At 67.1% G+C, this 24,794-nt stretch carries 23 protein-coding genes; 10 read left to right on the forward strand and 13 right to left on the reverse strand.

Features of this window, described 5'->3' with window-relative positions:
* Positions 1–40 precede the first annotated feature (40 nt).
* From C7R54_RS09685 to C7R54_RS09695, 3 genes are all read right to left on the reverse strand, one after another.
* Positions 41–1,087, reverse strand: a complete 1,047-nt coding sequence (locus tag C7R54_RS09685; RefSeq protein WP_129149965.1) for a tripartite tricarboxylate transporter substrate binding protein — start codon at positions 1,085–1,087, stop codon at positions 41–43.
* A 16-nt stretch (positions 1,088–1,103) separates the two neighbouring features.
* Complete coding sequence (locus C7R54_RS09690) at positions 1,104–2,126, reverse strand: dipeptidase (protein WP_129149966.1); 1,023 nt, start codon at positions 2,124–2,126, stop codon at positions 1,104–1,106.
* Between the two features lie 88 nt (positions 2,127–2,214).
* Positions 2,215–3,522, reverse strand: a complete 1,308-nt coding sequence (locus tag C7R54_RS09695; protein ID WP_129149967.1) for an NAD(P)/FAD-dependent oxidoreductase — start codon at positions 3,520–3,522, stop codon at positions 2,215–2,217.
* 162 nt (positions 3,523–3,684) lie between these two features.
* On the opposite strand from C7R54_RS09695, the gene C7R54_RS09700 reads away from it, so the two are divergent.
* On the forward strand, positions 3,685–4,449 hold the full coding sequence (locus tag C7R54_RS09700) for an IclR family transcriptional regulator (protein WP_240039451.1): 765 nt from the start codon (positions 3,685–3,687) through the stop codon (positions 4,447–4,449).
* A 99-nt stretch (positions 4,450–4,548) separates the two neighbouring features.
* On the opposite strand, the gene C7R54_RS09705 is transcribed toward C7R54_RS09700, so the two are convergent.
* From C7R54_RS09705 to C7R54_RS09715, 3 genes are all read right to left on the reverse strand, one after another.
* Positions 4,549–5,175 carry a LysE family translocator gene (locus C7R54_RS09705; protein WP_129149968.1) on the reverse strand — a complete coding sequence of 209 codons (627 nt, stop codon included), beginning with the start codon at positions 5,173–5,175 and terminating at the stop codon, positions 4,549–4,551.
* Between the two features lie 141 nt (positions 5,176–5,316).
* Entirely contained in the window at positions 5,317–5,940 is a 624-nt protein-coding gene (locus tag C7R54_RS09710; protein ID WP_129149969.1) for a LysE family translocator, read from the reverse strand.
* A gap of 310 nt (positions 5,941–6,250) precedes the next feature.
* Positions 6,251–7,639 (reverse strand): bifunctional enoyl-CoA hydratase/phosphate acetyltransferase, encoded by a 1,389-nt coding sequence (locus tag C7R54_RS09715; protein WP_129149970.1) that lies wholly within the window; start codon positions 7,637–7,639, stop codon positions 6,251–6,253.
* A gap of 288 nt (positions 7,640–7,927) precedes the next feature.
* Here C7R54_RS09715 and C7R54_RS09720 point away from each other — a divergent pair, with 288 nt between their 5' ends.
* Both C7R54_RS09720 and C7R54_RS09725 read left to right on the forward strand, forming a co-directional pair.
* A complete protein-coding gene (locus C7R54_RS09720) occupies positions 7,928–8,731 on the forward strand; it encodes a thioesterase family protein (protein WP_129149971.1) in 804 nt (267 codons plus the stop codon).
* A gap of 60 nt (positions 8,732–8,791) precedes the next feature.
* Positions 8,792–9,823, forward strand: coding sequence for a MerR family transcriptional regulator (locus C7R54_RS09725; RefSeq protein WP_129149972.1), 1,032 nt, complete (start codon positions 8,792–8,794; stop codon positions 9,821–9,823).
* Positions 9,824–9,894: 71 nt separating this feature from the next.
* Here the strand turns inward: C7R54_RS09725 and C7R54_RS09730 are convergent, their stop codons facing one another.
* The 4 genes from C7R54_RS09730 to ugpB all read right to left on the reverse strand — a co-directional run bounded on the left by C7R54_RS09730 (position 9,895) and on the right by ugpB (position 14,414).
* Complete coding sequence (locus C7R54_RS09730; protein ID WP_129149973.1) at positions 9,895–10,983, reverse strand: sn-glycerol-3-phosphate import ATP-binding protein UgpC; 1,089 nt, start codon at positions 10,981–10,983, stop codon at positions 9,895–9,897.
* A gap of 63 nt (positions 10,984–11,046) precedes the next feature.
* A complete protein-coding gene (ugpE, locus tag C7R54_RS09735) occupies positions 11,047–11,898 on the reverse strand; it encodes a sn-glycerol-3-phosphate ABC transporter permease UgpE (protein WP_129149974.1) in 852 nt (283 codons plus the stop codon).
* 21 nt (positions 11,899–11,919) lie between these two features.
* Positions 11,920–12,801, reverse strand: a complete 882-nt coding sequence (gene ugpA, locus C7R54_RS09740; protein ID WP_129149975.1) for a sn-glycerol-3-phosphate ABC transporter permease UgpA — start codon at positions 12,799–12,801, stop codon at positions 11,920–11,922.
* Positions 12,802–13,100: 299 nt separating this feature from the next.
* Complete coding sequence (gene ugpB, locus C7R54_RS09745; protein WP_129149976.1) at positions 13,101–14,414, reverse strand: sn-glycerol-3-phosphate ABC transporter substrate-binding protein UgpB; 1,314 nt, start codon at positions 14,412–14,414, stop codon at positions 13,101–13,103.
* 188 nt (positions 14,415–14,602) lie between these two features.
* Here ugpB and proC point away from each other — a divergent pair, with 188 nt between their 5' ends.
* The 7 genes from proC (at position 14,603) to C7R54_RS09780 (ending at position 21,401) form a co-directional block, all read left to right on the forward strand.
* Positions 14,603–15,463 carry a pyrroline-5-carboxylate reductase gene (gene proC, locus C7R54_RS09750; protein ID WP_129149977.1) on the forward strand — a complete coding sequence of 287 codons (861 nt, stop codon included), beginning with the start codon at positions 14,603–14,605 and terminating at the stop codon, positions 15,461–15,463.
* 155 nt (positions 15,464–15,618) lie between these two features.
* The gene (locus C7R54_RS09755; RefSeq protein WP_129150457.1) at positions 15,619–16,164 is read left to right on the forward strand and encodes a queuosine precursor transporter; all 546 of its coding nucleotides are present in this window, start codon (positions 15,619–15,621) and stop codon (positions 16,162–16,164) included.
* Between the two features lie 390 nt (positions 16,165–16,554).
* Positions 16,555–17,670, forward strand: a complete 1,116-nt coding sequence (locus C7R54_RS09760; protein ID WP_129149978.1) for a high-affinity branched-chain amino acid ABC transporter substrate-binding protein — start codon at positions 16,555–16,557, stop codon at positions 17,668–17,670.
* A gap of 104 nt (positions 17,671–17,774) precedes the next feature.
* Positions 17,775–18,701, forward strand: coding sequence for a high-affinity branched-chain amino acid ABC transporter permease LivH (gene livH / locus C7R54_RS09765; protein WP_129149979.1), 927 nt, complete (start codon positions 17,775–17,777; stop codon positions 18,699–18,701).
* Positions 18,701–19,936, forward strand: a complete 1,236-nt coding sequence (locus tag C7R54_RS09770; protein ID WP_129149980.1) for a high-affinity branched-chain amino acid ABC transporter permease LivM — start codon at positions 18,701–18,703, stop codon at positions 19,934–19,936. Before livH ends, C7R54_RS09770 begins: the two co-directional genes overlap by 1 nt.
* The gene (gene livG / locus C7R54_RS09775) at positions 19,933–20,700 is read left to right on the forward strand and encodes a high-affinity branched-chain amino acid ABC transporter ATP-binding protein LivG (protein ID WP_129149981.1); all 768 of its coding nucleotides are present in this window, start codon (positions 19,933–19,935) and stop codon (positions 20,698–20,700) included. Before C7R54_RS09770 ends, livG begins: the two co-directional genes overlap by 4 nt.
* Positions 20,700–21,401 (forward strand): ABC transporter ATP-binding protein, encoded by a 702-nt coding sequence (locus C7R54_RS09780; RefSeq protein WP_129150459.1) that lies wholly within the window; start codon positions 20,700–20,702, stop codon positions 21,399–21,401. The genes livG and C7R54_RS09780 overlap by 1 nt, the downstream gene beginning before the upstream one ends.
* Before the next feature lie 12 nt (positions 21,402–21,413).
* Here C7R54_RS09780 and cuyB read toward each other — a convergent pair whose 3' ends face one another.
* The 3 genes from cuyB to C7R54_RS09795 are packed head-to-tail and all read right to left on the reverse strand — an operon-like array spanning position 21,414 to position 24,714.
* The gene (gene cuyB / locus C7R54_RS09785; protein ID WP_129149982.1) at positions 21,414–22,169 is read right to left on the reverse strand and encodes a cysteate racemase; all 756 of its coding nucleotides are present in this window, start codon (positions 22,167–22,169) and stop codon (positions 21,414–21,416) included.
* Between the two features lie 60 nt (positions 22,170–22,229).
* The gene (locus C7R54_RS09790; protein WP_129149983.1) at positions 22,230–23,696 is read right to left on the reverse strand and encodes an N-acyl-D-amino-acid deacylase family protein; all 1,467 of its coding nucleotides are present in this window, start codon (positions 23,694–23,696) and stop codon (positions 22,230–22,232) included.
* 19 nt (positions 23,697–23,715) lie between these two features.
* On the reverse strand, positions 23,716–24,714 hold the full coding sequence (locus tag C7R54_RS09795) for a Bug family tripartite tricarboxylate transporter substrate binding protein (RefSeq protein ID WP_129149984.1): 999 nt from the start codon (positions 24,712–24,714) through the stop codon (positions 23,716–23,718).
* Positions 24,715–24,794 lie beyond the last annotated feature (80 nt).

Genomic DNA, 24,794 nt, shown 5'->3' on the forward strand with positions numbered 1-24,794 from the left:
GGATCGGGTCATGCGCCGGATCATGCCGGTGCTGCCTGCCCTACTTGCTCGACGCCAATCCCAGCTTGCGGACGATATCCGCCTCCAGCGCGTACTGCCTGGCAGCGTAGTCCGCGTACGCCTTGCCATCCATGTAGACCAATTCCTGTCCATATTGCGCCAGCACCTGCTTGAACGCATCGGTTTCGGCGACCTGCTTGAGCACGGCCTGCAATTTGGCGACGACCGCGGGTGGCATGTCCTTGGGTCCGGCGATGCCGAAGGGCGCGTTGGCGGGCGGCGTGCCATCCAGTTCCTTGAGCGTGGGCGTGTCGGGATACTGCACGCTGCGCTGGTCGCCCCACGTCACCAGCATCCGCATCTTCCCGGCCTGCACCATCGGCTGCACGGTCGTGGACCCGGCGTACGCCGTTATCTGGCCGCCCATGACCGCGGTCAGCACGTCGGCTTCGCCCTTGTATGGGATATGGCGCCACGTCACGCCGTTGCGGGTGGCGATGTCCTCCATCATCACGTTGGACGCACTGCCCACGCTGGCCGTACCGTACGTGACTTCGTTCGGGTGCTTTTTCGCGTAGCCTATGAAGTCCGCCCAGGTCTTGTAGGGCGAATCGGCAGGCACCGCGACGCCCAGCGTGTAGCCGCTGAGCATCATGATGTACGTGAAGTCGTGGACCGGGTCGTACCCCATGTCCTGGATGTGCGGCATGCGGAAGACAGGGCTGGGCAGGATGGCCAGCATATAGCCGTCCGGCCGCGCCGTCTTGATGGCCCGCGCGCCCAGGGTCGCGCCTGCGCCCCCGCGATTCTCGATGATGATGGGCTGGCCCAGCTTGGGCGCGGCGAGTTCGGCGAACTTGCGAATCACGATATCGGTGGAACCGCCGGCCTGGTACGGCACGACGATGTGCACGGGGTAGGCCGGATAGGCGTCGGCGGCGTGCACTGTCGTGGGCGACCCGGCGAGAGCCGTGAGCGCCAGGGCGGCGGCAGCGCAGCCCTGGCGCACGCCCTGGACGATGGCGGCGACGCCGATGGGGCGGCCGGCGGGACGGCCTTGATGCGGGCGGGGCAAGGGGAATTTCATGGGGATCTCCAGGGATTCAGGCCGCGGTCCATGCACGCGCGAAGGCACGCTGGAAGTTGCCGCCCAGCACGCCCAGGATCTGGCTGTCGCCCAGGCCGGCGCGATGCAGGGCTTCGGTGAAGACGGGGAATTGCGCGGGTGTGGGAGTTTCCACCGGATACCGCGCTTCCATGACGTCGCCGAAGGCATCCGAGAAGTCGCCGCCCGACTTGGCGTATTTGGTGCGCGACATCACCATGACGTGGCGTACGGCCTCATAGGTATCGGCGGAGGGGAAGTCGGTGCCGATACCGACATGCTCGTAGCCGACCCGCTCGCCGATGTGCTTCACGTTGGCGACAAAATCCTCCAGCAGCGGTTGCTGGCGCGGATCGCCGCGCCAGCTCAGGTACGCATGGATGCTGCAGCCTATGACGCCGCCGGTGTCGGCGACGGCCTTGATCACCTCGTCGGACTTGTTGCGTGGGCGCTGGATCACGGCATTGGCGTTGGCATGCGTCAGGAAGACGGGGCTGCGGCTGTGACGCGCGGCGTCCAGGCAGGTCCGCGGCGCGCAGTGGCTGAGGTCGATGGCGATGCCGACGCGGTTCATCTCCTCGACCATCTTCAGGCCCAGGTCGCTGAGCCCGGCGTTGCGCTTTTCCAGGCAGCCGTCGCCCAGCAGGTTGGCTTCGTTATAGGTCAGCTGGATCACGCGGATGCCCAGCGTGTGGAAGAGGGCAAGCCGGTCGAGTTGGTCGCCCAGGGGCTTGCCGTTCTGCCATCCCATGATCAGGCCCAGCTTGCCGGCCTGCTTGGCGCGCGCGATATCGTCGGCGGACCGCACCAGCAACCAGGGGCTGTCCGGCGCGGCGCAGCGCTCGCGCCAGGTCATGGCGTCCTTCAAGGCCTGCTCGAAATCGGCGCCCATGTCGCTGACGGTGACGTTGATCGCGCTGACGCCGCCGGCAAGCATGTCGCGCGTGCTGCCGTCGCTGAAGAAAACCAGGCCGTCGATGATGGTGGCGCGTCGGTGGAGGTCGGCGCAGTGGCTATCCATGTAGGAAGTCTCCTGGGGGAATTGGGGAAAGGGGATGTGTGGTCAGGGGCCGGGGAGCGAGTGGCGCGTTCGGTGCAATGGTCGCCGGCTAGGTGCCGTAGCGGTCGAAGCGGAAAGGGTGGAGATCCACGCCGGGCGTCTGCCCGCGTATCAATTGGGCCATCGCTTCGCCGGCGGCCGGCCCGATGCCGAAGCCGTGGCCGGAAAAGCCCGAGGCCAGGTACAAGCCCGGCAAGCCGGGCACGGCATCCATCACTGGCATCGCGTCGGGTGTCACGTCGATATAACCCGCCCATGAGTGGGCGATACGTGCGTGCTCGAAGACGGGGAAGGCGTGCCGCAGCCGCTTCCAGGCAAGCGCAATGCCGTGGGCGGACGGCCGCGGGTCCAGCATGCGATGGTTTTCGAAAGGCGAGACCTGGTCCTGCGCGAAGTGGCGCGGGATGGCGAGTTCCTCGAAAAAACGCTTGCCGAAACGCAGCCGTACGAAGCTGTTGTTGGCCAGCCAGGGGCGCAGGAAATGCGGCAGCAGGCGAAAGCTGTCGGGCACGATGTCCGCCATGGACGCGCCGAACTGCGACACCGTGTAGCCGCCGTCCGCGCGCCGGCGGCAGGTGAAGTCCTTGCCGTTGATCGCGACGTCCAGGCCGGCGTCGATCGGCTCAGTGCGCAGCACCGAGCCACGCACCTTGAGTTGCGGAAAGTCGGCGCCCAGGTTGCCGCAGAACAGGCGCGACCAGGCGCCGGCCGCCACCAGCACCGCGGGCGTGGCAACCGTGCCGCGTTCGGTGACGAGCGCGGATACACGGCCCGCGCTGCGCTCGACGCCGCGCGCGGCGCAGTTCTCGTAGATCAGGCCGCCCGCGGCGCGGGTCAGGCGGGCGATCGCGGCGGTGGCCAGGTGGGGCTCGGCGACGCCGTCAGTCGGGCTGTACATGGCGCCGGTCCAAGGGCGCCGGGATGGCGGCAGCAATTGGCGGACGGCGTGGCTGTCCAGCATCCGGGCGTCGACGCCATGGCTCTTGGCGCCGTCGAGCCAGGACTGGTGGCCGGCCGCGTCGTCCTGGGTTTCCTGCAGATAGAGCATGCCATTGCGGCGGAAGCCGACATCGGCGAGGGCCTGGATGTCCTGCCACAACTGGTTGGCGCGCAGCGCCAGCGGCACTTCGGGAAGATCGCGACCCAGGGTGCGCACCCAGCCCCAATTGCGCGAGGACTGCTCGCAGGCCAGCGTGCCTTTTTCGAATACGGCCACGCGTACGCCGGCACGGGCCAGGGCGTAGGCGGCGCTGATGCCGACGATTCCGCCGCCGATGATGGCGACGTCGACGGCGGCGGGCAGGCGGGGCGGCGGGCAGGCGTCGCCCGGGCCTTCTGTAGCCAATACTTGCTTCATCGTCCCTTGCTGTAGAATTATCGCTATTCGATAATATTCTACGAATAGCGATAGTTAAGATGGGCATACTTATACTGCGCATCCGCTGTCGCAACAACGTAAGGGTTTCCCTAGGGCACGTTATGCCGTGGACGCCCCGCCACCCGAGTTTTTGGAGACACCATGTCCGAGTCCTCCGCGTTGATGATCCAGTCCCTGGAAAAAGGGCTGGCCGTGCTGCAGGCCTTTCGCGCCCATGCCTCGCTGAGCCTGCAGGAAATCGCGCGGGAAAATGGCATTACGCTGGGATCGGCGCAGCGGGTGGCCCATACGCTGGAGCAGACCGGCTATCTGCGGCGGGACCCGCGCAGCAAGCGCTACAGCGTGACGGTGAAGGCCGTGGGGTTGGGGTATAGCTACCTGTACCGCCAACCCCTGTTCCAGAACGCGCATGCGGTGTTGCACCAGGTCAACCAGGAGTGCGGCGAAATCGTCAACCTGGCCGTTCCGGATGGCGAAGACAATATGGTTTTCGTCATGCGCGTGGCGCCCGCGCGGCATATTCCCGTCTACCTGCCGGCGGGCACGCGTATCCCGTGCGCCGCCTCGGCGTCGGGGCGGGCGATGTGGGCCCAACTGCCTCCGGCCGAACTGGATCGCAAGCTGCGCGGCATCGCGCGCATCAAGCACACCCCCAAGACCACCACCGATCCCGCCGCCTTGCGCCTATTGATCGACGAGGCGCGGCGTGACCATTACGCCTATGCCGACGAAGAATTCTTCCCTGGCGATGTGAACGTCGCGGCGGTGATCCAGGATGACCATGGCGAGGCGATCGGCGCGGTGAATATCTCCGTGCCCAAGCCCCGCTGGACACTGGCGCGGGCGCGGCAGGAGCTGGGGCCGCTGGTGATCCGGGCAGCGCGCGCGATCGGCAAGCACGGTTGAGCGTGCGGGGTTCAGTCGCGTTGACGGATAGCCGCGATAAGGCCGGCGCGTTGACCGGCTGCCCGCGGCCAGGCCTGGCGGTGTGCGTGGGCGGCGTGCCTAGACAGGCCGTTTCGCCAGCAGGGCCCAGATGCCGGCGGCCGAGAGCAGCGCGCCGCCGGTGAGATGGAAGCCGCGTTGCGCCCGCCGGGTGGCCAGCAGCCGCCGCGCCGAGCTGGCGAAGACCGCATAGAGCGTCGCATTCAACGCGGCCATCGACACGAAGGTCATGGCAAGCAGCCACAGTTGCTGCGTGACGTTGCCCTTGGGGTCGACGAATTGCGGCAGGAAGGCGACGAAGAACACGATGCCCTTGGGGTTCAGCGCGGTCACCAGGTAGGTGTTGAGAAAGAGCTTCCAGCGCGTATCCATGCGCGGGGCCTGCGCCAGCACCGCCGGCGCGACACCCGCGCGCAGCAGCTTCAAGCCCAGGTAGAGCAGGTAAAGGCCGCCTGCGTACTTGACGGCCGTGAACCAGAACGCCGACGCCGCGAGCAGGGCGCCCAGGCCCAGCAGGGAAAGGAACAGGGCCGTGGAGTCGCCCAGCGCGACGGCCGCCACCAGGGGAACGTTGGCGCGCCGGCCGTGCGACATCGAGTAGCTGATCACCGTGAGGATGGTGGGTCCGGGTATGGCCAGCAGGATCGCCGATGCGGCGACGAACGTGATCCATGATTCGATGGACATCGGAGTGCGCCCCTTATGATCGCTTAAGGTGTGTTGTAGCCCATGGTGGTGGGCTGTGGCCGATTGTGCTCGGGTCTGGCGGCCGTGGCCGGCCGTAGACCGTCGTCGCCTGGCGTGGCCGAGCCCCTATTGAATCCTCTTTCAAGCCCTTTGCGCAAGCAGGGCGCCCACGCCGAAGGCGGACAGCAGGACGCCACCCATGACCTGGATCAGGCGATGCGCGCGCGGGGTGGCGAGCAGCCGCCGGGCGCTGCTGGCGAAGCCGGCATAGACGGCGGAATTCACCATGCCCAGCGCCACGAAGGTGAGGGCCAGCATCCATGACTGGCGCGTTACATCGCCCTGCGGATCGACGAATTGCGGCAGGAAGGCCACGAAGAACGTGATGGCCTGCGGATTCAGCGCGGTGACGAGGTAGGCGTTCAGGCTCAACTTCCAGTACGGCTGCGCTGCCCCCGCGTCGTCGGGACCAACCGCCGCGGCGCGTGCCCGCAGCAGCCGATAGCCGAGGCCGAGCAGGTAAAGTCCCCCCGCGTACTTGACCGCGGCGAACCAGAATGGCGACGCGGCCAGCAAGGCGCCCAGGCCCAGTAGCGACATGGCGAGGCAGGTCGAATCGCCCAGCGCCACGGCGGTCACCAGCGGTGCGTTGACGCGCCGGCCGTGCGAGATCGAATAATTGACGATGGTAAGTACCGTCGGGCCAGGCATGGCCAGCAGCACCGCCGACGTGGCGACGAAGGCAATCCAGAGTTCGATCGACATCCTTTGCTTCCTCTTGTCCGGCCCTGGGCAGGGTCTTGCCCCAGCAGCGGTGATTCGGCGATCCGGTGACGGGTATCGCCGCTGCCGCGCCAGTCGCGTACAAGACCCGCGCCCCGACACGCCGCCAACGCGAGTGGGTAACACAGGCACGCGATTGGTTCGCGCCGAGGAGAGGAAAGGGAAACTGGAGGAGGAACTGGCGGGAAGGGCGATTACCGCTGCGCAACCGGTTGGCGTGGCTCGCCCGGTCGGTGATCGATGAAACGCCGCGCCAGCTTGTTCAGCCGGTCAGGCTAAGGCCTGGTGAGGATCAGGCGACGGCCTGGTGGCGGGCGAGCAGCAGGGCGATGGCGCAGGAGCCCAGGCGCGCCAAGGTCTCGTCCGCGCGGCTGGTGAGGATGATGGGTACGCGCGCGCCCAGCACGATGCCGGCGATCTGGGCGCCGGCCAGGTATTCGAGCTGCTTGGCCAGCATGTTTCCCGCTTCCAGGTCGGGCACCACGAAGATGTCCGCGCGGCCGGCCACGGGCGAGTGGATGCCCTTGGTGGCTGCCGCGGCGGCCGAGACGGCGTTGTCGAAGGCAAGGGGGCCATCGAGGATGCCGCCGGTGATCTGCCCCCGGTCCGCCATCTTGCAGAGCGCGGCGGCGTCCAGCGTGGAGCGCAGCTTGCCCGTGACGGTTTCCACCGCCGACAGGATGGCGACGCGGGGCTGCGCGATGCCCAGGGCGTGCACCAGGTCGATGGCGTTCTGGATGATGTCCTGCTTGTCTTCCAGCGTGGGCGCGACATTGATCGCCGCATCGGTGACGAACAGGGGTCTCGGATAGGCCGGTGCGTCGATGGCGAACACGTGGCTGATGCGCCGCGCCGTTCGCAGGCCGTCCGCGCCGCTGACCACGGCGCGCATCAGTTCGTCGGTATGCAGCGAGCCTTTCATCAAGGCCTGCACCTGCCCCGCGCGCGCCATCAGAACCGCCTGCCGGGCGGCGGCGTCGCTGTGTTCCGTGGCGACGATCTCGTAGGGCGCCAGGTCGATGCGGGCATGTTCGGCGGCAGCCTGGATCCTGGCGGCGGGACCGACCAGCACCGGCACGATGAGCCCGGCACGCGCCGCTTCGATGGCGCCGACCAGCGACGGCGTGTCCACCGGATGCACGACGGCCGTGCGCAAGGGCGCAAGCCCGCGGGTCATGGCGATCAGGCGTTCGTAGCCGCGGCCGCGCTGGACCAGCTCCACGTCGGGCAGGGCAACGCGGGGACGCGAGACCTTCTCCGTCGGGGCGGCCACCTGGACCGTGCCGACGATGACGTCCTCGGCGTTCTGGTTCACCGCCCGGCAGTCCAGCGTGACGCGGTGCGTCGCATCGTCCTTGGCCGTGACGCACACGGATACGGTGATGGCATCGCCGACGGCGATGGAGCGGGCGAAATGCAGGGACTGGTCCAGGAACATCGTGCCCGGCCCGGGCAGCCGGGTGCCCAGCACCGTCGAGAGCAGGGCCACCGCCCACATGCCATGCGCCACCGTGGCCTGGAACTGCTCGCTATGCGTCACGCCCTCGTCCAGGTTCATGGGCGCGGCATCGCCCGCCATGACGGAGAAGAGTTCGATATCGCGATGGGAAAGCGTGCGGGCGAGACTGGCCGAGTCGCCGACGCTCAGTTCGGCATACGTGCGATTCTCTATCCGATCCATGGCATTCTCCCAGGAGGCGCGCCGGTCCCGGGCAGGATGGCGGCAGGTCGATGGCGTCGATATTACATGCCTGTGCCGCGACGCATCGGCCCCAGGCCTTGACCTGCATCAATTGAGCCGGCTTTCCAGCGTGCCGTGCCACCCGGGAGCCCAGGACGCGATGATGGCGGGCAGCCGGCTACGGTTCCGGCCCCGCCGGCCTCGTCGCCGGCGCGAAAGCGCCGGATCCGCATAAGGATGCGCATAATATTGTCCGCATCCATGATCAACTCCTCCTTCAGGCGTCGCATGAAAAACTCAAACGCTTCCCGGCCATCATCGTATTTCGAATTGATAAGCGCGTCGCGCTTCGTGCCTACGTCCTACGTGGGCGGCGGCTGGAATCCCGCCGAGCAGCATATCGCGCCCGCCCTGGGCTTGCTGGCACACCTGGTGGAGACCCATCGCGACGGCCGGCGCCAGGATGGGCTGCAGATCGGGCGCGCCAGCTACGACATCTACGGCGTCCTGCCCATGGAGGCGTGCGACGTCGAGATCGAGGTCATCCGGCCGGGCAAGACGATAGAACTGGTGGAGGCCCGCCTGCTCCACGCGGGGCGCGTGGGACTCACGCTGCGGGCGTGGCTCATGGCCACGATGGATACCCAGGCGGTGGCGGGCGATCCCTACGCCCGGCTGCCCGCGCCGGACGCCTTGCCGTCCTGGGACATGACCGGCGTCTGGCCGGGCGGCTTCGTGCGCAGCGTGCAGTTGCGGCGCGACGAATCGACCCCCGGCGCCGCGACCTATTGGGTCAACACCGACGTAAGCCTGCTGGCCGGCGCCGAGGCCAGCCCGACCGCCAGGCTGCTGGGGCTGCTCGATACCGCGAACGGGGTGACCCCGCGCGCCCATCCCAAGGACGTGGCGTTTCCGAACATAGACCTGACGGCCCATTTGCTGCGGCAGCCCGTAGGCGACTGGGTGGGCTTCGATACGAAGGTCGGGTTCGGGCCCACCGGCCTGGGCGTGACCCACAGCATCGTGCACGACGTGCAGGGACCCGTGGCGGTATTGAGCCAGTCCCTGACCGTCCGGCCCAGGATCGCTTGACCCGTTCCCTGGGACCGACCTCATCCTGGATGCTCCTGGTCGATGACAACGAGGTTTGCGATGACGAATACGGTCCCTTTTCAATTGATCGCCTCCGAGGCCGCGCGGCGGCTGGGCGTGTCCATCAAGACCCTGAGGCTGTACGAGCAGCATGGGTTGGTGGCGCCCGGCCGTACCGCCGCCGGATACAGGCTGTATGGTCCCGCGGACATGGCGCGCGCGGGCGAGGTGGCGGCGCTGCGGGCCCTGGGCTTGAGCCTGGCACAGGTGGCCGAGGTGCTGGCCGGCGCGGGCGCAAGCCTGGATGCGGCCTTGCGCGCGCACGAGGCGGTGCTGGACCGCGAGATCCTGGAGCGCGTCCGCAAGCTGGACAAGCTGCGCGACATGCTATCCGGGCTGGCGCGCGGCACGATACCGACCGATAGCGACCTGGCTGCGGTGCTGCACGGCCGCCGCTGGCCGGGCGCCGCCTTCGCGTTGCCCTGGCCCTGGGCCGGGGAGTGGTTCGCGCTGGACGACATCCGCCCGCTGAACTATCTCATCGGGTCGCTGGGCAGCGGCAAGACGCGCCTGGCGCAATGCATCGCCGACCACCTGCCGCAGGCGCGCTTCCTGGGCCTGGACCGGCTGGACGCGGCCAACATGGCGGCGTCGATGGCGCGGCTCCAGGCCGATCCCGCGCTGCGGGCGCGGGTCGAACAGGCCGCCGCCTGGCTGGCGGGCGAGGGGGCCGAGGCCTCGGACGCCTTGACCGTGCTGCTGGCGGCGATGGAGGCCGACGGCACGGGCGCCCTGGTGGTCGACATGGTGGAACAGGACCTGGCCCAGGCCACGCAGGAAGCCCTGGCCGCCTATCTGCGCCAGCGGGCGGCGCTGTTGTCCAGGCCGCTGTTCCTGATGACGCGGTCGTCGTCCATCCTGGAGTTGGCGGCGGTGGGGCCGGACGAGGCCATCATCCTGTGCCCGGCCAACCACAGCCCGCCCACGCGCGTGGCGCCTTATCCGCGCGCCCCGGGCTACGAGGCCGTCGCGACCTGCCTGGCGACACCGGAGGTGCGGGCACGCGTCGCCAGGCGGCCCGCCGCCGCCTGACGCCGGCAAGAAAAAACGGCGCCGCCGGAAGCCGGGGGCGCCGTCATCGCGGGCATGGCTGCCCGTGCCGTTCAAGTCCCCTGCGCGCGCTTGCCGCCGTGGGTTTCGAACCAGTGCAGTTCGTGCCGGCCGTCCGGGCCGATGTTCAACTGGTCGCCGGCCTTGATGACCGCTTCCTGCATCTGCCGGGTCGTGCAGCGCACCACCACCGATGCCTTGCCGCAACGGCCATGCACCAGTTGCTCGGAACCCAGGGTTTCGACCATCTCCACCTCGACCCGCATGCCGGGCGAATTCAGCACCATGTGCTCGGGCCGCATGCCCATGATGATGTCGCGGCCGCGCACGGCGCCGGGCACCGCGGTGGGCGGGATGGCCAGGTCCAGGCCATCCTCGGTCTTCAGCGTGCCGTCGCCGTGGGCGTGGACATTGATCAGGTTCATGGGCGGCGAGCCGATGAAGCTGGCGACGAAGGTGGACGCCGGTTTTTCGAATACTTCCATCGGCGTGCCGATCTGTTCCGGAATGCCCTTGTTCATGACGATCATGCGATGCGCCAGCGTCATGGCTTCCACCTGGTCGTGGGTCACGTACAGGCTGGTGGTGCCCAGGCGGCGATGCATCTTGAGCAGTTCCAGGCGCATGGCCACGCGCAGCTTGGCGTCCAGGTTGGACAGCGGCTCGTCGAACAGGAAGACCTTGGGCTCGCGCACGATGGCGCGGCCCATGGCCACGCGCTGGCGCTGGCCGCCGGACAGCTGGCGCGGGCGGCGCTCCAGCAGCGGGCCCAGTTCCAGGATCTGCGCGGCGGCCTCGACGCGCTTGCGGATCTCGTCCTTGGGCATCTTGCGGATCTTCAGGCCGTAGGCCATGTTCTGGAACACGCTCATGTGCGGATACAAGGCGTAGTTCTGGAACACCATGGCGATATCGCGCTCGGCCGGCTCCAGGTTGTTGACTACCTTGCCATCGATTTCGATGGTGCCGCTGGTGATTTCCTCCAGGCCGGCCACCATGCGCATGAGCGTGGATTTGCCGCAGCCCGACGGCCCGACGATGACGACGAACTCGCCGTCGGCGATGTCCACGTCGATGCCGTGGATGACCGGCACGTTGCCGGCGTAGGTTTTCTTGACGTTGCGGAAGCTGAGGGTAGCCATACGATTGTTCGCTGGGTTGTAGCCTTGTTCAGTGGGGCAGGGGGCGCGGCGGACGCGGGTGCGTCACTTCTCCGTATCGACCAGGCCCTTGACGAACCATTTCTGCATGAGAATCACGACCAGCACGGGCGGCAGCATGGCCAGCATGGCGGTCGCCATGGTCAGGTTCCATTCGGTCACGCTGTCGCCGCCGCTGACCATGCGCTTGATGCCGATGACCACCGGGTACATGTCTTCCTTGGTGGTGATGAGCAAGGGCCACAGGTACTGGTTCCATCCGTAGATGAACTGGATGACGAAGAGCGCGGCGATGCTGGTCTTCGACAACGGCAGCAGCACGTCGCGGAAGAAGCGCATGGGGCCGGCGCCGTCGATGCGGGCGGCTTCCACCAGTTCGTCCGGCACGGTGAGGAAGAACTGGCGGAACAGGAAGGTGGCGGTGGCCGACGCGATCAGGGGCAGCGCCAGGCCGGCATAGCTGTTGAGCAGGCCCAGGTCGGCGACGACCTTGTACGTGGGCGCGATGCGCACTTCCACCGGCAGCATCAGCGTGACGAAGATCATCCAGAAGAAGAACATGCGGAAGCGGAAGCGGAAGTACACCACCGCGAACGCCGACATCAGCGAAATCACGATCTTGCCGATGGAGATCGACAGCGCCATGACAAGGCTGACGTACATCATGCGGCCGACCGGCGCGCCGCTGGAGCCGCCGCCGGAACCGGCGAACAGCGCCTGCATGTAGTTGCTGACCAGGTGCGAGCCAGGGATCAGCGACATGGGGGCGGACGCCACTTCCTGCGCGGTCTGCGTCGACGCGACGAAAGTGACGTACAGCGGGAATGCCACCACGGCCACGCCGCAGAGCAGGATTACGTGGGCCAGGACATCCAGCCAGGGACGGCGCTCAACCATATGCCTAATGCCTCGGAAAAATCAGTACTGGACCTTGCGGTCGATGTAGCGGAACTGGACCACGGTCAGGATCACGACGATGAACATCAGGATCACCGATTGCGCGGCCGACGAACCCAGGTCCAGGCCCACGAAACCGTCGCGGTACACCTTGTAGACCAGGATGGACGTGGACGTGCCGGGGCCGCCCTGGGTGGTCGTGTCGATCACCGCGAAGGTATCGAAGAAGGCGTAGATGACGTTCACCACCAGCAGGAAGAAGGTGGTAGGCGACAGCAGCGGGAATACGATGGACCAGAAGCGGCGCGCGGGCGACGCGCCATCGATGGCGGCCGCCTCGATCAGCGAACGCGGAATGGATTGCAGGCCGGCCAGGAAGAACAGGAAGTTGTACGAGATCTGCTTCCACACCGCCGCGATCAGCACCAGGATCATGGCCTGGTTGCCATTCAGGCGCGGGTTCCAGTCCACGCCCACGTTGCGCAGCGCCACGGCCAGGATGCCCACGGCCGGCGAGAACAGGAACAGCCACAGCACCCCCACCACGGCGGGCGCCACGGCGTAGGGCCAGATCAGCAGGGTCTTGTAGACGGCGGCGCCCTTCATCACGCGATCGGCCATGACGGCCAGCAGCAGGGAGACGGCCAGCCCGACGAAGGCCACCAGGGCCGAGAACACGGCGGTGGTCTTGAAGGAGTTCAGGTAGTCGGTCTGCTTGAACAGATCGATGAAGTTGGCCAGGCCGACGAATTCCGACGACAGGCCGAAGGCGTCCTCCAGCCGCAGGGACTGCCACATGGCCTGTCCCGCCGGGAGGAAGAAAAAGACGACGGTGATGATCAACTGCGGCGCGAGCAGCAGGTAGGGCAGGGTCTTGTGGCCGAATACGACGCGTTTTTCCATGGGGCGAGCTATGCCTTGCCCACGATGCGGGGGCATCGCGCGCGGGTAACAAACGTGTAATGGCCCTCGCGCGGCGCGTTCGGACCATCGTGTAAGCATCCAGACAAACGACACAATGCGGATTGCCGGGCTCGCCTGCAATCCGCATGGACTCGGTGCATCGCCGGAAACCGGGGGAGGAGGGGGCTTTTGCAGCCCGGTGCTTTATAGCCCGGCTTACAGCCCGACTTGCAGCCCTCTACCCGCGGTTCCGAACATATCTGTACGCAAGCCGGACCCCTGGGGCCCGGCAAAGCGCGCTACTTTACACTTTTTTCGAACTTTTCGAGCAACTCGTTGCCGCGCTTGGTGGCGTTGGCCAGGCCTTCCTTGGCGCTTTCCTTGCCCGAGACGATGCGCTCGATCTCGGCATCCTCGATTTCGCGGATCTGCGGCAGGAAGCCCAGGCGCACGCCGCGCGACTGCGCGGTGGTCTCCACGTTCAGTTCCTTGACGCCGACGTCGGTGCCGGGATTCTGGGTGTAGAAACCGGACTTCGCGGTCAGGTCATAGGCGGCCTTGGTCACCGGCACGTAGCCCGTCTGCTGGTGCCACTTGGCGGCGACTTCCGGGCTGGAAATGAACTTGAAGAACTTGGTCACGCCCTTGTAGACCGCCGGCGACTTGTTGCCGAATACCCACAGCGAGGCTCCCCCGATGATGGTGTTCTGGGGCGCGCCCTTGACGTCGGCGTAGTAAGGCACGGTGGAAGTGCCGAACTGGAACTTGGCGTTCTTGATGATGTTGGCGCGCAGGCCGCTGGAGCCGGTGATCATGGCGCACTTGCCGGAGATGAACAGGGCGTTGGGATCGTCGCCGCGGCCGCCGTACATGAATTCGCCGTCCTTGGCCAGCTTGGCCAGGAACTCCAGGTGGCGCTGGTGCAGCGGCGAGTCGATGGCCAGGCGGGCGTCCAGGCCGCCGAAACCGTTGTCCTTGGTGGCGTAGGGGACGTTGTGCCAGGCCGAGAAGGTTTCCAGCTGCACCCACGACGGCCACGAGGTGGTGTAGCCGCACTCCTGGCCGGCGGCCTTCAGCTTCTTGGTGGCCTCGGCCATTTCCTGCCAGGTCTTGGGCGCCTTTTCGGGGTCCAGGCCGGCCTTCTTGAAGGCGTCCTTGTTGTAGTACATGACCACGGTCGAGCTATTGAAGGGCATCGACACGAGCTTGCCGTCGGACGAGGAGTAATACCCCGCGACGGCGCCGATGAAGCCCTTGGGGTCGATCGGGTCGCCGGCTTCCTCGGACATTTGCTGCACCGGCTTGATGGCGCCCTTGGCGTACATCATCGTGGCGGTGCCGACTTCGAAGACCTGGAGGATATCGGGGGCGTTGCCGGCGCGGAAGGCGGCGATGCCGGCGTTCATCGACTCGCCGTAGTTGCCTTTGTAGACGGCCTTGACCACATAGTCGGACTGGCTCTTGTTGAACTGATCGACCATTTCATTGACACGGTCGCCCAGTGCGCCTTCCATGGAGTGCCAGAACTGGATTTCAGTGGCGGCATGGGCCGATGATGCGCCGAACGCGGCGATCAGGGCCGCCGCGGCAAGGGCGAGGCGATGGGAGCGCATGGGTATTCCTCCTAAGTACACGTATGTGCCGCCTGAGGGTTGTCCTCGGCGAAGCACGACACCATATGAATTGTTTGTGACGAACACGTGACTGTTACACCGGTCCGGAGGGCTGTCAAATGCGGAGTCTCCCTGAGAGAGTGGGCAAGGCAGCCTGCCCCCGCGGCCCGCCGATTACAATTCCGTCCATGAATACGCCATCGACTCCCCCCGCTACGGACCGTAATCTCCACGTCGCCTTCATCGGCGGCGGCAACATGGCCACCGCCCTGGCCATAGGCATGGCCGGCCGCCTGTGTCCCCCGGGCCAGATCCACGCCATCGATATCAATACGGACATCCACGCCGCGTGGCATGCCCGCGGCGCCACGGCCGCCACGGCCCCCGACGAGAAATTGTCGCTGTGCAATGTGTGGTTTTTCGCGGTCAAGCCGCAGTACATGCGCGAGGCGGTGCAGGCCTGCCGGCCCTGGCTGCGTCCCGGCACGCTGGTGGTCAGCGTGGCCGCCGGCCTGCGCGGCGACGTGCTGGCCGGCTGGCTGGGCCAGGACGGCCAGCCCTATGGCAAGCTGGTGCGCTGCATGCCCAATACGCCCGCCCTGGTCGGCGCCGGCGTGACCGGCATGCTGGCGCTGCCCGGCGTCGGCGAGGCCGACCGCGCGCTGGCGCAGGCCATGCTGGGCTCGGTGGGGCAGGTCGTCTGGGTGGATGACGATGCCGCCATCGACGCCGTAACGGCGCTGTCCGGCAGCGGGCCGGCCTATGTCTTCCGGTTCCTGGAGGCCCTGATCGCGGGCGGCGTGGCGGTGGGCCTGGACGAGGCGCAGGCCAGGGCGCTGGCGCTGGGCACCTTCGAGGGCGCCGCCAAGCTGGCCCGTGAATCGGCCGAACCGCCTTCGGTCCTGCGCGAGCGGGTCACGTCCAAGGGCGGCACCACCGCGGCCGCGCTCAAGGTGTTCGACGAGGGCGGCCTGATGACCCTGGTGGCGCGCGCCATGGCCGCCGCGGCCGAGCGTTCGCGGGAGCTGGCGCGGGAGTTCGGAAAGTGATGCGTGAACCGCAAGGGCGCGAGCGCGCGGTTCGCCCCGGCGCGGTGCCGCCGTCCCGCCGCATGTTGGGCCGGTCGGGCATGCCGGGCCTGTTGGGGCTGTTCGGGCTGGCGCCCTCCCGCGGCGACCATGGCCGCCCGGCGCGCTTCGAGCGCATGCGCGTGCCGCAGTTCCTGGTGGCGGTGCTGTGCATGGGCCTGGTGGTGGTAGGGTCCAACGTCCTGGTGCAGATCCCCTTGAATCACTGGCTGACCTGGGGCGGCCTGTCGTATCCGCTGGCCTTCCTGGTGACGGACGTGCTGAATCGCCGCTTCGGCCCGCTGGCCGCCCGGCGGGTGGCCTGGGTGGGCTTCGCGGCCGCGTTGGCGGCGTCGGTGTGGCTGGCGTCGCCGCGCATCGCGCTGGCGTCCGGGGTGGCCTATATCTGCGCGCAACTGCTGGATATCCAGGTGTTCGACCGGCTGCGCGACCAGCGCTGGTGGCGGGCGCCGCTGGTGTCCGGCGTGCTGGGCGCCTTGCTCGATACGGCGCTGTTCTTCAGCGTCGCCTTCGCCGCGACCGGGACGCCGTGGGTGACCTGGATGCTGGGCGACGTCGCGGTCAAGCTGGCGGTCAATATCAGCATGTTGGCGCCTTTTCGCGCCCTGATGTGGAACCTGGCGCGCCCCGCCGCTACGAACAGGACTCCTGCTTCACCCTGAGCGTGACGAGGCAGGCGCCAGGGGCGTTCGCAGGAAGGAAGGCCCGGGTTGAAATACCCGGGCCTTTTTTATCGCCGGCGCCCAGGGTAAAAGGCCCTCTCGGGCGCGGTAAGCGGCCTAAGCCGCGCGGCGTGGGGGGCTTTTTTGACTTTTTTACGGGAAGACCGTCACAGGGGTGGTGTTCCCCGGTCCTTGTGCTTGTCCATACATATTCAGACCTGGGGAATACACGCAGTGACAGTCTGACTCCTTGCTTTCAGAATGGCTGCCACGTCGTGTTTTGCCTCTGAGTTTTGCCCAAGAAGCCGGTGACGCGCGATGCGACGGGGGGACCATCATTCCCGCCCGACGTCCAGTGCCGAGCCGCCTAACCCTCGCGGAGACCCTCGCATGAAGTTGTTGAAACGCGTTACCCCCCTCGCACTGGCCCTGGGGGCCCTTACGCTGGCCGGCGCCGTGCACGCTGCCGATACCATCAAGATCGGCATTCCGCAGCCCATGACGGGTCCCAATACCCAATACGGGGACCAGATCCAGGCGGGCGCGCTGACCGCCATCGAAACCATCAACGCCAAAGGCGGCGTCAAGGGCAAGAAGCTCGAACCCATCCTCATCGACGACGGCTGCGAACCCAAGCAGGCCGTGCCCGCCGCCAACCGGGTGGTGAACTCGGGCGCCAAGTTCGCCGTCGCCCACGCCTGCTCCGGCGTCACGGTGCCGGCGGTCAACGTCTACGAGCAGGAAGGCATCGTCGGCATCACCCCGGGCGCCACTTCGCCCCTGGTCACCGATACCATCAAGCCCAAGATGTTCTTCCGCACCATCGGCCGGGACGACCAGCAGGGCCCCTACGCCGCCAACTACATCGCCAAGAACATCAAGCCCAAGAAGGTCGCCGTCCTGCACGACAAGCAGACCTACGGCTCCGGCGTGGCCACCCAGGTCAAGGACACCCTGGTCAAGGATGGCGTCAACGTCGCCATCTTCGAAGGCATCAACGTCGGCGACAGCGATTATTCGGCGGTCATCACCAAGCTGAAGTCGCAGGGCGTGGACTTCGTCTACTTCGGCGGCTACCACCCGGAACTGGGCCTGCTGCTGCGCCAATCGCGCGAACAGGGCCTGAACGTGCAGTTCATGGGACCGGAAGGCACGGCCAACCAGGACCTGGTGGCCATCGCCGGACCGGCCATCGCCGGCCTGCTGGTGACGCTGCCGGCGGACTTCACCAAGATGCCGGGCAACGAAGGCATCGTGAAGGCCTTCCATGACAAGAAGCGCGATCCGGACGGCGCGTTCCAGATGCCCGCCTACGCGGCGGTGCAGTTGATCGCCGACGGCATCGAGGCGGTGGGCGAGGACCCCGTCAAGGTCGCCGACTACCTGCACAAGCACAGCTTCAACACGGCCATCGGCAAGGTCGAGTACGACGCCAAGGGCGACTTGAAGAACTTCGAGTTCGCCGTGTTCAAGTGGGACAAGGACGGCAAGAAGACCCAGCTCTGATGACGCGCATCCCCGCCTGGCCGGGGTATCCACCGAAGTAAATCCAGGTTTCCGGCTCCGGGGGCGTTTTTCCGGGGCCGGATCTATTTGGAGCATTGGTAATAATGTCTGACCTTCTTCCGCAATTGACACAACAGTTCTTCAACGGACTGTCGCTGGGTGCCATCTATGCGTTGATCGCCATCGGCTACACCATGGTGTACGGCATCATCGGCATGATCAATTTCGCGCATGGCGAGATCTACATGATCGGCGCCTACGTCGGGCTGGTGACGCTGACGGCCGTCGGCACGCAAAGCGGCATGCCGGTCTACCTGCTCGTGGCGGTCATGCTCATCGTCGCCATGGCCGTGACGGGCGCCTACGGCTTCGCCGTCGAACGCGTGGCCTACCGGCCCCTGCGCGGCAGCCCGCGCCTGGTGGCCCTGATTTCCGCCATCGGCATGTCCATCTTCCTGCAGAACTGGATGGCCCTGGGGCAGGGCGCGCGCGACATGGCGGTGCCCAACATCCTTTCGGGCGCGCTGCAATTCCACATGGGCAGCAAGTTCGACGTCACGATTCCGTATTCGCGCGTGATGATCATCGTCGTGACCGTGGTGCTGATGATCGCGCTGTCGCTGTACATCCGCCACTCGCGCATGGGCCGGGCGTCGCGCGCCTGCTCGCAGGACATGCACATGGCCAACCTGCTGGGCATCGACACCAACCGCGTGATTTCCTTCACCTTCGTGCTGGGCGCCATGCTGGCGGCCGTGGGTGGGGTGCTGGTCGCGGTGACCATCGGCAAGCTCAATCCCTTCATCGGCTTCATCGTCGGCATCAAGGCCTTCACGGCGGCGGTGCTGGGCGGCATCGGCAGCATTCCCGGCGCCATGCTGGGCGGCGTGCTGCTGGGACTGGTGGAGACCTTCGCCGCGGCCTATCTCTCGTCCCAGTACAAGGACATCGTTGCGTTCCTGCTGCTGGTGCTGATCCTGCTATTTCGTCCCACCGGCCTGTTGGGCAAACCCGAGGTGGAAAAAGTCTGATGGCGCAAAACATACGAAATGCCTTTATCGCGGCCATCATGACCGCGGTCATCGTCACGCCCGTGTTCGGCCTGCAACTGGTGCGCCAGGGCGCGCGCACGCTGATGGACCCGCACTGGTCCAATGTCCTGGTCGCCATGGCGGTGGTCTTTGTCGGCCAGTTGCTGCGACCCTGGCTGGGCCTGCCGTTCAAGCGCCTCAAGGGCGCCTTGCCGACCTTGCCGGCCGCGCCCGCCAGCGGCCATAAGTGGCTGGCGTCGGCGCTGATCGTGCTTGCCATCGTGTGGCCTTTCTTCGGCGACCGCAGTTCGGTCGACATCGCCACGCTGGTGCTGATCTACGTCATGCTGGGCCTGGGCCTGAACATCGTGGTGGGTTTCGCCGGCCTGCTGGACCTGGGCTTCGTCGGCTTCTACGCGGTGGGCGCGTACACCTACGCCCTGCTGTATCACTGGGGCGGCTGGGGGTTCTGGGAAGCCTTGCCCTTCGCGGGCGCCATGTCGGCGCTGTTCGGCTTCGTGCTGGGCTTTCCGGTGCTGCGCCTGCGCGGGGACTACCTGGCCATCGTCACCCTGGGCTTCGGCGAGATCATCCGCCTGCTGCTGATCAACCTGAACTGGCTGACGGGCGGCCCGGACGGCATCTCCGGCATCCCCAAGCCGTCGGTATTCGGCATCGAGATGGCGCGCTCGTCCAGCGTCGAGGGGCGCCAGACCTTCCATGAAATGCTGGGCCTGACGTTCCAGAACCAGCACGTCATCATCTGGCTGTACCTGATGGCGCTGATGCTGGCGCTGATCACGCTGTTCGTGTCGACGCGGCTCAAGCGCATGCCGGTGGGACGCGCGTGGGAAGCGCTGCGCGAGGACGAAATCGCGTGCCGTTCGCTGGGCCTGAACCCGACCCGCATCAAGCTGTCCGCCTTCACGCTGGGCGCGATGTTCGCCGGCTTCGGCGGCGCTTTCTTCGCGGCGCGCCAGGGGCTGGTGAATCCCGAATCCTTTACCTTCATCGAGTCCGCGCTGATCCTCGCCATCGTGGTGCTGGGCGGCATGGGGTCGCAGGTGGGCGTGATCCTCGCGGCCACCTTGCTGACCGTGCTGCCGGAACTGGCGCGCGAGTTCGCCGAGTACCGCATGCTGATGTTCGGCCTGGTCATGGTGCTGATGATGATGTGGCGGCCGCAAGGCTTGCTGCCGATGCAACGTCCTCATGTGGAGCTGGACAACAAATGAGCCAGGCCTTGCTGAAAGTATCCGGTCTGTGCATGCGTTTCGGCGGCCTGCTGGCCGTGGACCATGTGGCCTTCGATGTGGGACACGACGAGGTGTTCGCCATCATCGGGCCCAATGGCGCCGGCAAGACCACCGTGTTCAATTGCGTCGGCGGTTTCTATAGCCCGAGCGAGGGCGATATCGAGATGGACGGCGTGGCCATTACCGGCCTGCCCAGCCACCGCGTGGCGCAGCACGGCCTGGTGCGCACCTTCCAGAACGTGCGCCTGTTCAAGAAGCTGACGGTGCTGGAAAACCTGCTGGTGGCGCAACACACCCAGGTCGAGACCCGGCTGCTGCCGGGCCTGCTCAAGTTCAAGTCCTATCGCCAGGCGGAGGCCGACGCGGTGACGCGCGCCGCCGAGTGGCTGGACTTCATGGGCCTGCGCGAATACGCCAATCGCGAAGCCGGCAACCTGGCCTATGGCCACCAGCGGCGCCTGGAGATCGCGCGCTGCATGATCACCAAGCCGCGGCTGCTGATGCTGGACGAGCCGGCCGCCGGCCTCAATCCCCAGGAGAAGCAGGACCTGCAACGCCTGATCGACCGCCTGCGCCGCGAGTTCGGCGTGGCGGTGCTGCTGATCGAGCACGACATGAGCCTGGTGATGGGCATCTCCGACCGCATCCTGGTCATGGAGCATGGCAAGCCCATCACTACCGGGACCCCGCAGGCGGTGCGCAGCGATGAGCGCGTCATCAAGGCGTATCTGGGAGAAGAATGATGCTGAAGCTGGACAACGTGCACACCTACTATGGCGCCATCCAGGCCCTGAACGGCGTGTCGGTGGAAGTCAACAAGGGCGAGATCGTGACCCTGATCGGCGCCAACGGCGCCGGCAAGACCACCTTGCTGATGACGGTTTGCGGCAATCCGCACGCGCGCAGCGGCGTCATCACCTTCGAGGGGCGCGATATCACGCGGGCGGACACGCACCAGATCATGCGCAGCGGCATCGCCGTGTCGCCCGAGGGACGGCGCGTGTTCAAGGACCTGACCGTGGAGGAGAACCTGATGATGGGGGGGTTCTTCGCCAACCGGGTGCAGATGCAGCAGGGGCTGGGCCACGTCTATGAGTTGTTCCCGCGCCTGAAGGAACGGGCCCAGCAGCGCGCCGGCACCATGTCGGGCGGTGAGCAGCAGATGCTGGCCATCGGCCGCGCGCTGATGACGCGGCCCAGCCTGCTGCTGCTGGACGAGCCGACGCTGGGGCTGGCGCCGCTGATCATCGCGCAGATCTTCGACATCATCCGCACCATCCGCGACCAGGGGGTGACGGTGTTCCTGGTCGAGCAAAACGCCAACAAGGCCTTGCAGGTGGCGGATCGCGGGTATGTGCTGGAGAACGGCAGGGTGGTGATGCACGACACGGGCGCCAACCTGCTGGTCAACGCCGATGTGCGCAAGGCCTATCTGGGCGCCTGACGGGGGCCGCCGTCAGGCGCAGGCTCTGGCGGCCTGGCGCGCGACGCCGGTGTCGGCCTGGTAGCGCTGGATCGCGGCCAGGGCCAGCGCGTCGATGGAGTCGGTCAAGGGCACGTCGAACTCGCTGCGACGGTCGTGCGGGATGGCCAGGGGCAGCTCCGTGCAGCCCAGGGCCACGGCCACGGCGCCGCGCGCGGCCAGCGCGCGGACGCAGGCGGCCGCCGGCTCGAACGAGTCCGCCAGGCGGTTGGCCTTCACGGCGGCGATGGACGGCGTGCAGTACGTCGTCATCTCTCCCTCGGTGGGCACCACGCAGTCGTAGCCGTGGCGCTCCAGATGGCGTTGGTACAAGCCCATGCGCAAGGTGCCTTCGGTGCCCATCAGGCCGATGGGGCCGCTGTCGATGCCGCGCCTGCGCAGGTCTTCCACTACGGACTCGATGATGTGCAGCACCGGCACGGAGGAGGCCGCGACCAGTTCGTCGTACCAGAGGTGGGCCGTGTTGCAGGGAATGGCGATCAGGCGCGCGCCGGCGTCGGTCAACAGCTTGATCCCGCGCGACATGGCCGGCAGGGGATCCTCGCCGCCGGCCAGCTTCGCGGCCGTGCGGTCGGGGACGCGGGGGTCGTTCACCAGCAGGGCAGGAATGTGATCCTGGTCGCGGGCGGCCGGCGTGAGGGCCACCAGCCGTTCGGCGAAGGCGGCGCCGGCCATGGGGCCCATGCCGCCGAGTATGCCCAGGTAAAGGCCGGATGAAGGGTTCGTCACGAAAAATACTCCGATTTATGCGGGGGCCGGTGGTCGGGGCGGACCGCCGGCCCGTCCGGTTCAGGCCGAGGCCTGGCCCCGGCGCATGGGCGTCAGCACCTGGCCGGGCCGCGCCGTGCCCGCCGCGCCATCGGCCCAGACGCGCTGGCCGTTGACCCATACGCCCTGGATGCCCTGGCTGGCCTGCACCGGCGCCTCGAAGGTGGCGCGGTCGCCGACCTGCGCGGGATCGAACAGGACCAGGTCCGCATAATAGCCCGGCCGCAGCAGTCCGCGCTCGGCCACGCCGTAGTTGCGGGCTGCCAGGCCCGTCATCTTGTGTACCGCCGCCTCCAGCGTCAGCACCGACTGCTCGCGGACCAGGGTGCGCAGCACGTTGGTGAACGTGCCCCATTGGCGGGGGTGGGGATGCGGATCGAAGGGCAGGCCGTCGGAGCCCACCATGGCCGCCGGATGCGCCATGATGCGGCGCACGTCTTTTTCGTCCATCAGGAAGTAGATGGCGCCCGCGGGCGTCAGCTTTTCCAGCAGCTGCTGCTCATCCAGGCCCAGCTCCGCCATCAGGTCGGCGAAGTCGCGGCCCTTGGCCGGCGGATAGCCCTTGGACCAGGTGATCATGGTGCGGCGCGCGATGCGCACGCGGTCCAGGCGCAGCATGGTCGACGTCGCGGGGTAGGGGTGGCAGTCCAGGCAGACCGGTTGCAGCGGGGCCGCGCGGTCTATCATCGCCAGCGTCTCCACGGAGCGGCCGTGGTTGGCCTGGCCGGCCAGCTTGTGATGCGAGAACACCACCAGGCAATCCAGCGCGCGACCGATGTCCAGGGCCTCCTGCATGGCCGGCACGATCTGGTCGGTCTCGTCGCGCAGGTGGGTGGCGTACAGGCCGCCGCGCGCGCGGATGGGCGCGCCGACGGCCATGATTTCCTCGGTGGGCGCGTGTGCCGCGGGTGGGTAGAACGTGCCCGTGGACATGCCGAAGGCGCCGGCCTCCAGGGCTTCTTCCATCATCGCCTGCATGGCGGCGATTTCGGGCGCGGAAGCGGCGCGCTGGGTGTCCTGCATGGCGGCCACGCGCAGCGTGGTGTGGCCCACCAGGGGGATGACATTGACGGCGGCTGGCGTGGCGCGCAAGGCATCGATCCAGTCGGCGAAGCGCGCATAGCGGAACAGTTCGGGCGGGCCCAGCAGGTCCAGGGGCTGCGGGACCTGCTCGCGGACCAGGGGCGCCAGGCTGATGCCGCAGTTGCCGGTCACCACCGTGGTGATGCCCTGGGAGACCTTGGGCGTCATGTCGGGGTGGGCCAGCAGGTAGCCGTCGTCGTGCGTGTGGGAGTCGATGAAACCCGGCGCCACGACCAGGCCCGACGCATCCAGGCGCGACGCCGTCGCATCGGGGAAGTGGCCGATGGCGGCGATGCGGTCGCCCGCGACGGCGATGTCGGCGGTGTAGCGGTCGGCGCCGCTGCCGTCGACGATGATGGCGTTGGCCAGGATGAGGTCTGGGCGAAGGTCGTAGGTTTGCTGCATGGCGTTCGGTGTATTCCCGTCAGTCCAGCTTCTCGATGTGGGCCGACTCGATGATGTCGTGCCACTTCTTCGTTTCGCTGTCGATCAACTGCTTGAATTCCGCCGGGCTGCCGCCGGCGGGCACGGCGCCCAGGGTGGCCAGGCCTTCCAGCACTTCCTTGGACTTCAGCGCGGTCTCGATTTCGCTGTTGATCCTGGCGACCACGTCGGCCGGCGTGTGCGCCGGCGCCACCACGCCGCCCCAGGCGACGGTTTCATAGCCCTTCAGGCCCGACTCGTCCAAGGTGGGCACGTCGGGAAAGAGCGCCAGGCGCTTGAGGCTGCTTACGCCCAGCGCGCGCACCTTGCCGCTCTTGACCAGCGGACCGGCTTCCGAAGAGTTGGCGAACAGATAATCGATGCGGCCGCCCAGCAAGTCCTGGATGGCGGCGGGGCCGCCGTTGTACGGGATGAACATGACGTCGATCTTGGCCATGCTCTTGAACAGCTCGCCGCCCATGTGGCCGGTGGTGCCCACGCCCGGTGCGCCGTAGGACAGGCGGCCCGGCTGCTTGCGGGCCAGGGCGATCAGTTCCTGCACGCTGTGCGCAGGCGAGCTTTCGGGCACGATCAGCACGTTGTACAGGTCGAACATGTGGGCGACCGGCGTCAGGTCCTTGTCCACGTCATAGGGCAGCGATTTGAACAGCGAGCGGTTCACGGCCAGCGTATTGATGTTGCCGTAGCCGATGGTGTAGCCGTCCGGCGCGGCGCGCTTGATCAGGTTGATGCCGATATTGCCGGCGGCGCCGGGACGGTTTTCGACGATGATCGAGCCGTTAACCTGCTTGGCCAGCTGCGTCGTCACCAGGCGCGACAGCACGTCGGGCGACCCGCCCGCGGCCGAGGGCACGACAAAGGTCACGGGGTGGTCGGGCCAGGTGCCGGCGGCTTGGGCGGCGCCGGCGGCGCATGCAAGCGCCAGGCTCGCGCCCAGCAGGCGAAAGGCGGTCGAAAGGCGGAAGGACGGTTGCGGCATGATGGTTTTCCCCTGGGTGTTCGCGAATGGGATGCCGTCGCGGCGGGCGGGGCCGTTGCGGACCCTTGCCGGGCCCTGGC

Origin of the sequence: Achromobacter aloeverae (assembly GCF_004121055.1) — a bacterium.
Taxonomy (GTDB): domain Bacteria; phylum Pseudomonadota; class Gammaproteobacteria; order Burkholderiales; family Burkholderiaceae_B; genus Bordetella_C; species Bordetella_C aloeverae.

What these genes read in the sequence shown, in the direction of transcription:
- livG (WP_129149981.1), top strand. Translation starts at nt 19,933, where the DNA reads ATGAGCCAGGCCTTGCTGAAAGTATCCGGTCTGTGCATGCGTTTCGGC.
- C7R54_RS09730 (WP_129149973.1), bottom strand. Translation starts at nt 10,983, where the DNA reads ATGGCTACCCTCAGCTTCCGCAACGTCAAGAAAACCTACGCCGGCAAC.
- ugpE (WP_129149974.1), bottom strand. Translation starts at nt 11,898, where the DNA reads ATGGTTGAGCGCCGTCCCTGGCTGGATGTCCTGGCCCACGTAATCCTG.
- C7R54_RS09685 (WP_129149965.1), bottom strand. Translation starts at nt 1,087, where the DNA reads ATGAAATTCCCCTTGCCCCGCCCGCATCAAGGCCGTCCCGCCGGCCGC.
- C7R54_RS09780 (WP_129150459.1), top strand. Translation starts at nt 20,700, where the DNA reads ATGCTGAAGCTGGACAACGTGCACACCTACTATGGCGCCATCCAGGCC.
- C7R54_RS09720 (WP_129149971.1), top strand. Translation starts at nt 7,928, where the DNA reads ATGAAAAACTCAAACGCTTCCCGGCCATCATCGTATTTCGAATTGATA.
- livH (WP_129149979.1), top strand. Translation starts at nt 17,775, where the DNA reads ATGTCTGACCTTCTTCCGCAATTGACACAACAGTTCTTCAACGGACTG.
- ugpB (WP_129149976.1), bottom strand. Translation starts at nt 14,414, where the DNA reads ATGCGCTCCCATCGCCTCGCCCTTGCCGCGGCGGCCCTGATCGCCGCG.
- C7R54_RS09755 (WP_129150457.1), top strand. Translation starts at nt 15,619, where the DNA reads ATGCGCGTGCCGCAGTTCCTGGTGGCGGTGCTGTGCATGGGCCTGGTG.
- C7R54_RS09725 (WP_129149972.1), top strand. Translation starts at nt 8,792, where the DNA reads ATGACGAATACGGTCCCTTTTCAATTGATCGCCTCCGAGGCCGCGCGG.
- C7R54_RS09770 (WP_129149980.1), top strand. Translation starts at nt 18,701, where the DNA reads ATGGCGCAAAACATACGAAATGCCTTTATCGCGGCCATCATGACCGCG.
- C7R54_RS09760 (WP_129149978.1), top strand. Translation starts at nt 16,555, where the DNA reads ATGAAGTTGTTGAAACGCGTTACCCCCCTCGCACTGGCCCTGGGGGCC.
- C7R54_RS09700 (WP_240039451.1), top strand. Translation starts at nt 3,685, where the DNA reads ATGTCCGAGTCCTCCGCGTTGATGATCCAGTCCCTGGAAAAAGGGCTG.
- ugpA (WP_129149975.1), bottom strand. Translation starts at nt 12,801, where the DNA reads ATGGAAAAACGCGTCGTATTCGGCCACAAGACCCTGCCCTACCTGCTG.
- C7R54_RS09790 (WP_129149983.1), bottom strand. Translation starts at nt 23,696, where the DNA reads ATGCAGCAAACCTACGACCTTCGCCCAGACCTCATCCTGGCCAACGCC.
- C7R54_RS09795 (WP_129149984.1), bottom strand. Translation starts at nt 24,714, where the DNA reads ATGCCGCAACCGTCCTTCCGCCTTTCGACCGCCTTTCGCCTGCTGGGC.
- C7R54_RS09710 (WP_129149969.1), bottom strand. Translation starts at nt 5,940, where the DNA reads ATGTCGATCGAACTCTGGATTGCCTTCGTCGCCACGTCGGCGGTGCTG.
- C7R54_RS09715 (WP_129149970.1), bottom strand. Translation starts at nt 7,639, where the DNA reads ATGGATCGGATAGAGAATCGCACGTATGCCGAACTGAGCGTCGGCGAC.
- C7R54_RS09690 (WP_129149966.1), bottom strand. Translation starts at nt 2,126, where the DNA reads ATGGATAGCCACTGCGCCGACCTCCACCGACGCGCCACCATCATCGAC.
- C7R54_RS09705 (WP_129149968.1), bottom strand. Translation starts at nt 5,175, where the DNA reads ATGTCCATCGAATCATGGATCACGTTCGTCGCCGCATCGGCGATCCTG.
- C7R54_RS09695 (WP_129149967.1), bottom strand. Translation starts at nt 3,522, where the DNA reads ATGAAGCAAGTATTGGCTACAGAAGGCCCGGGCGACGCCTGCCCGCCG.
- proC (WP_129149977.1), top strand. Translation starts at nt 14,603, where the DNA reads ATGAATACGCCATCGACTCCCCCCGCTACGGACCGTAATCTCCACGTC.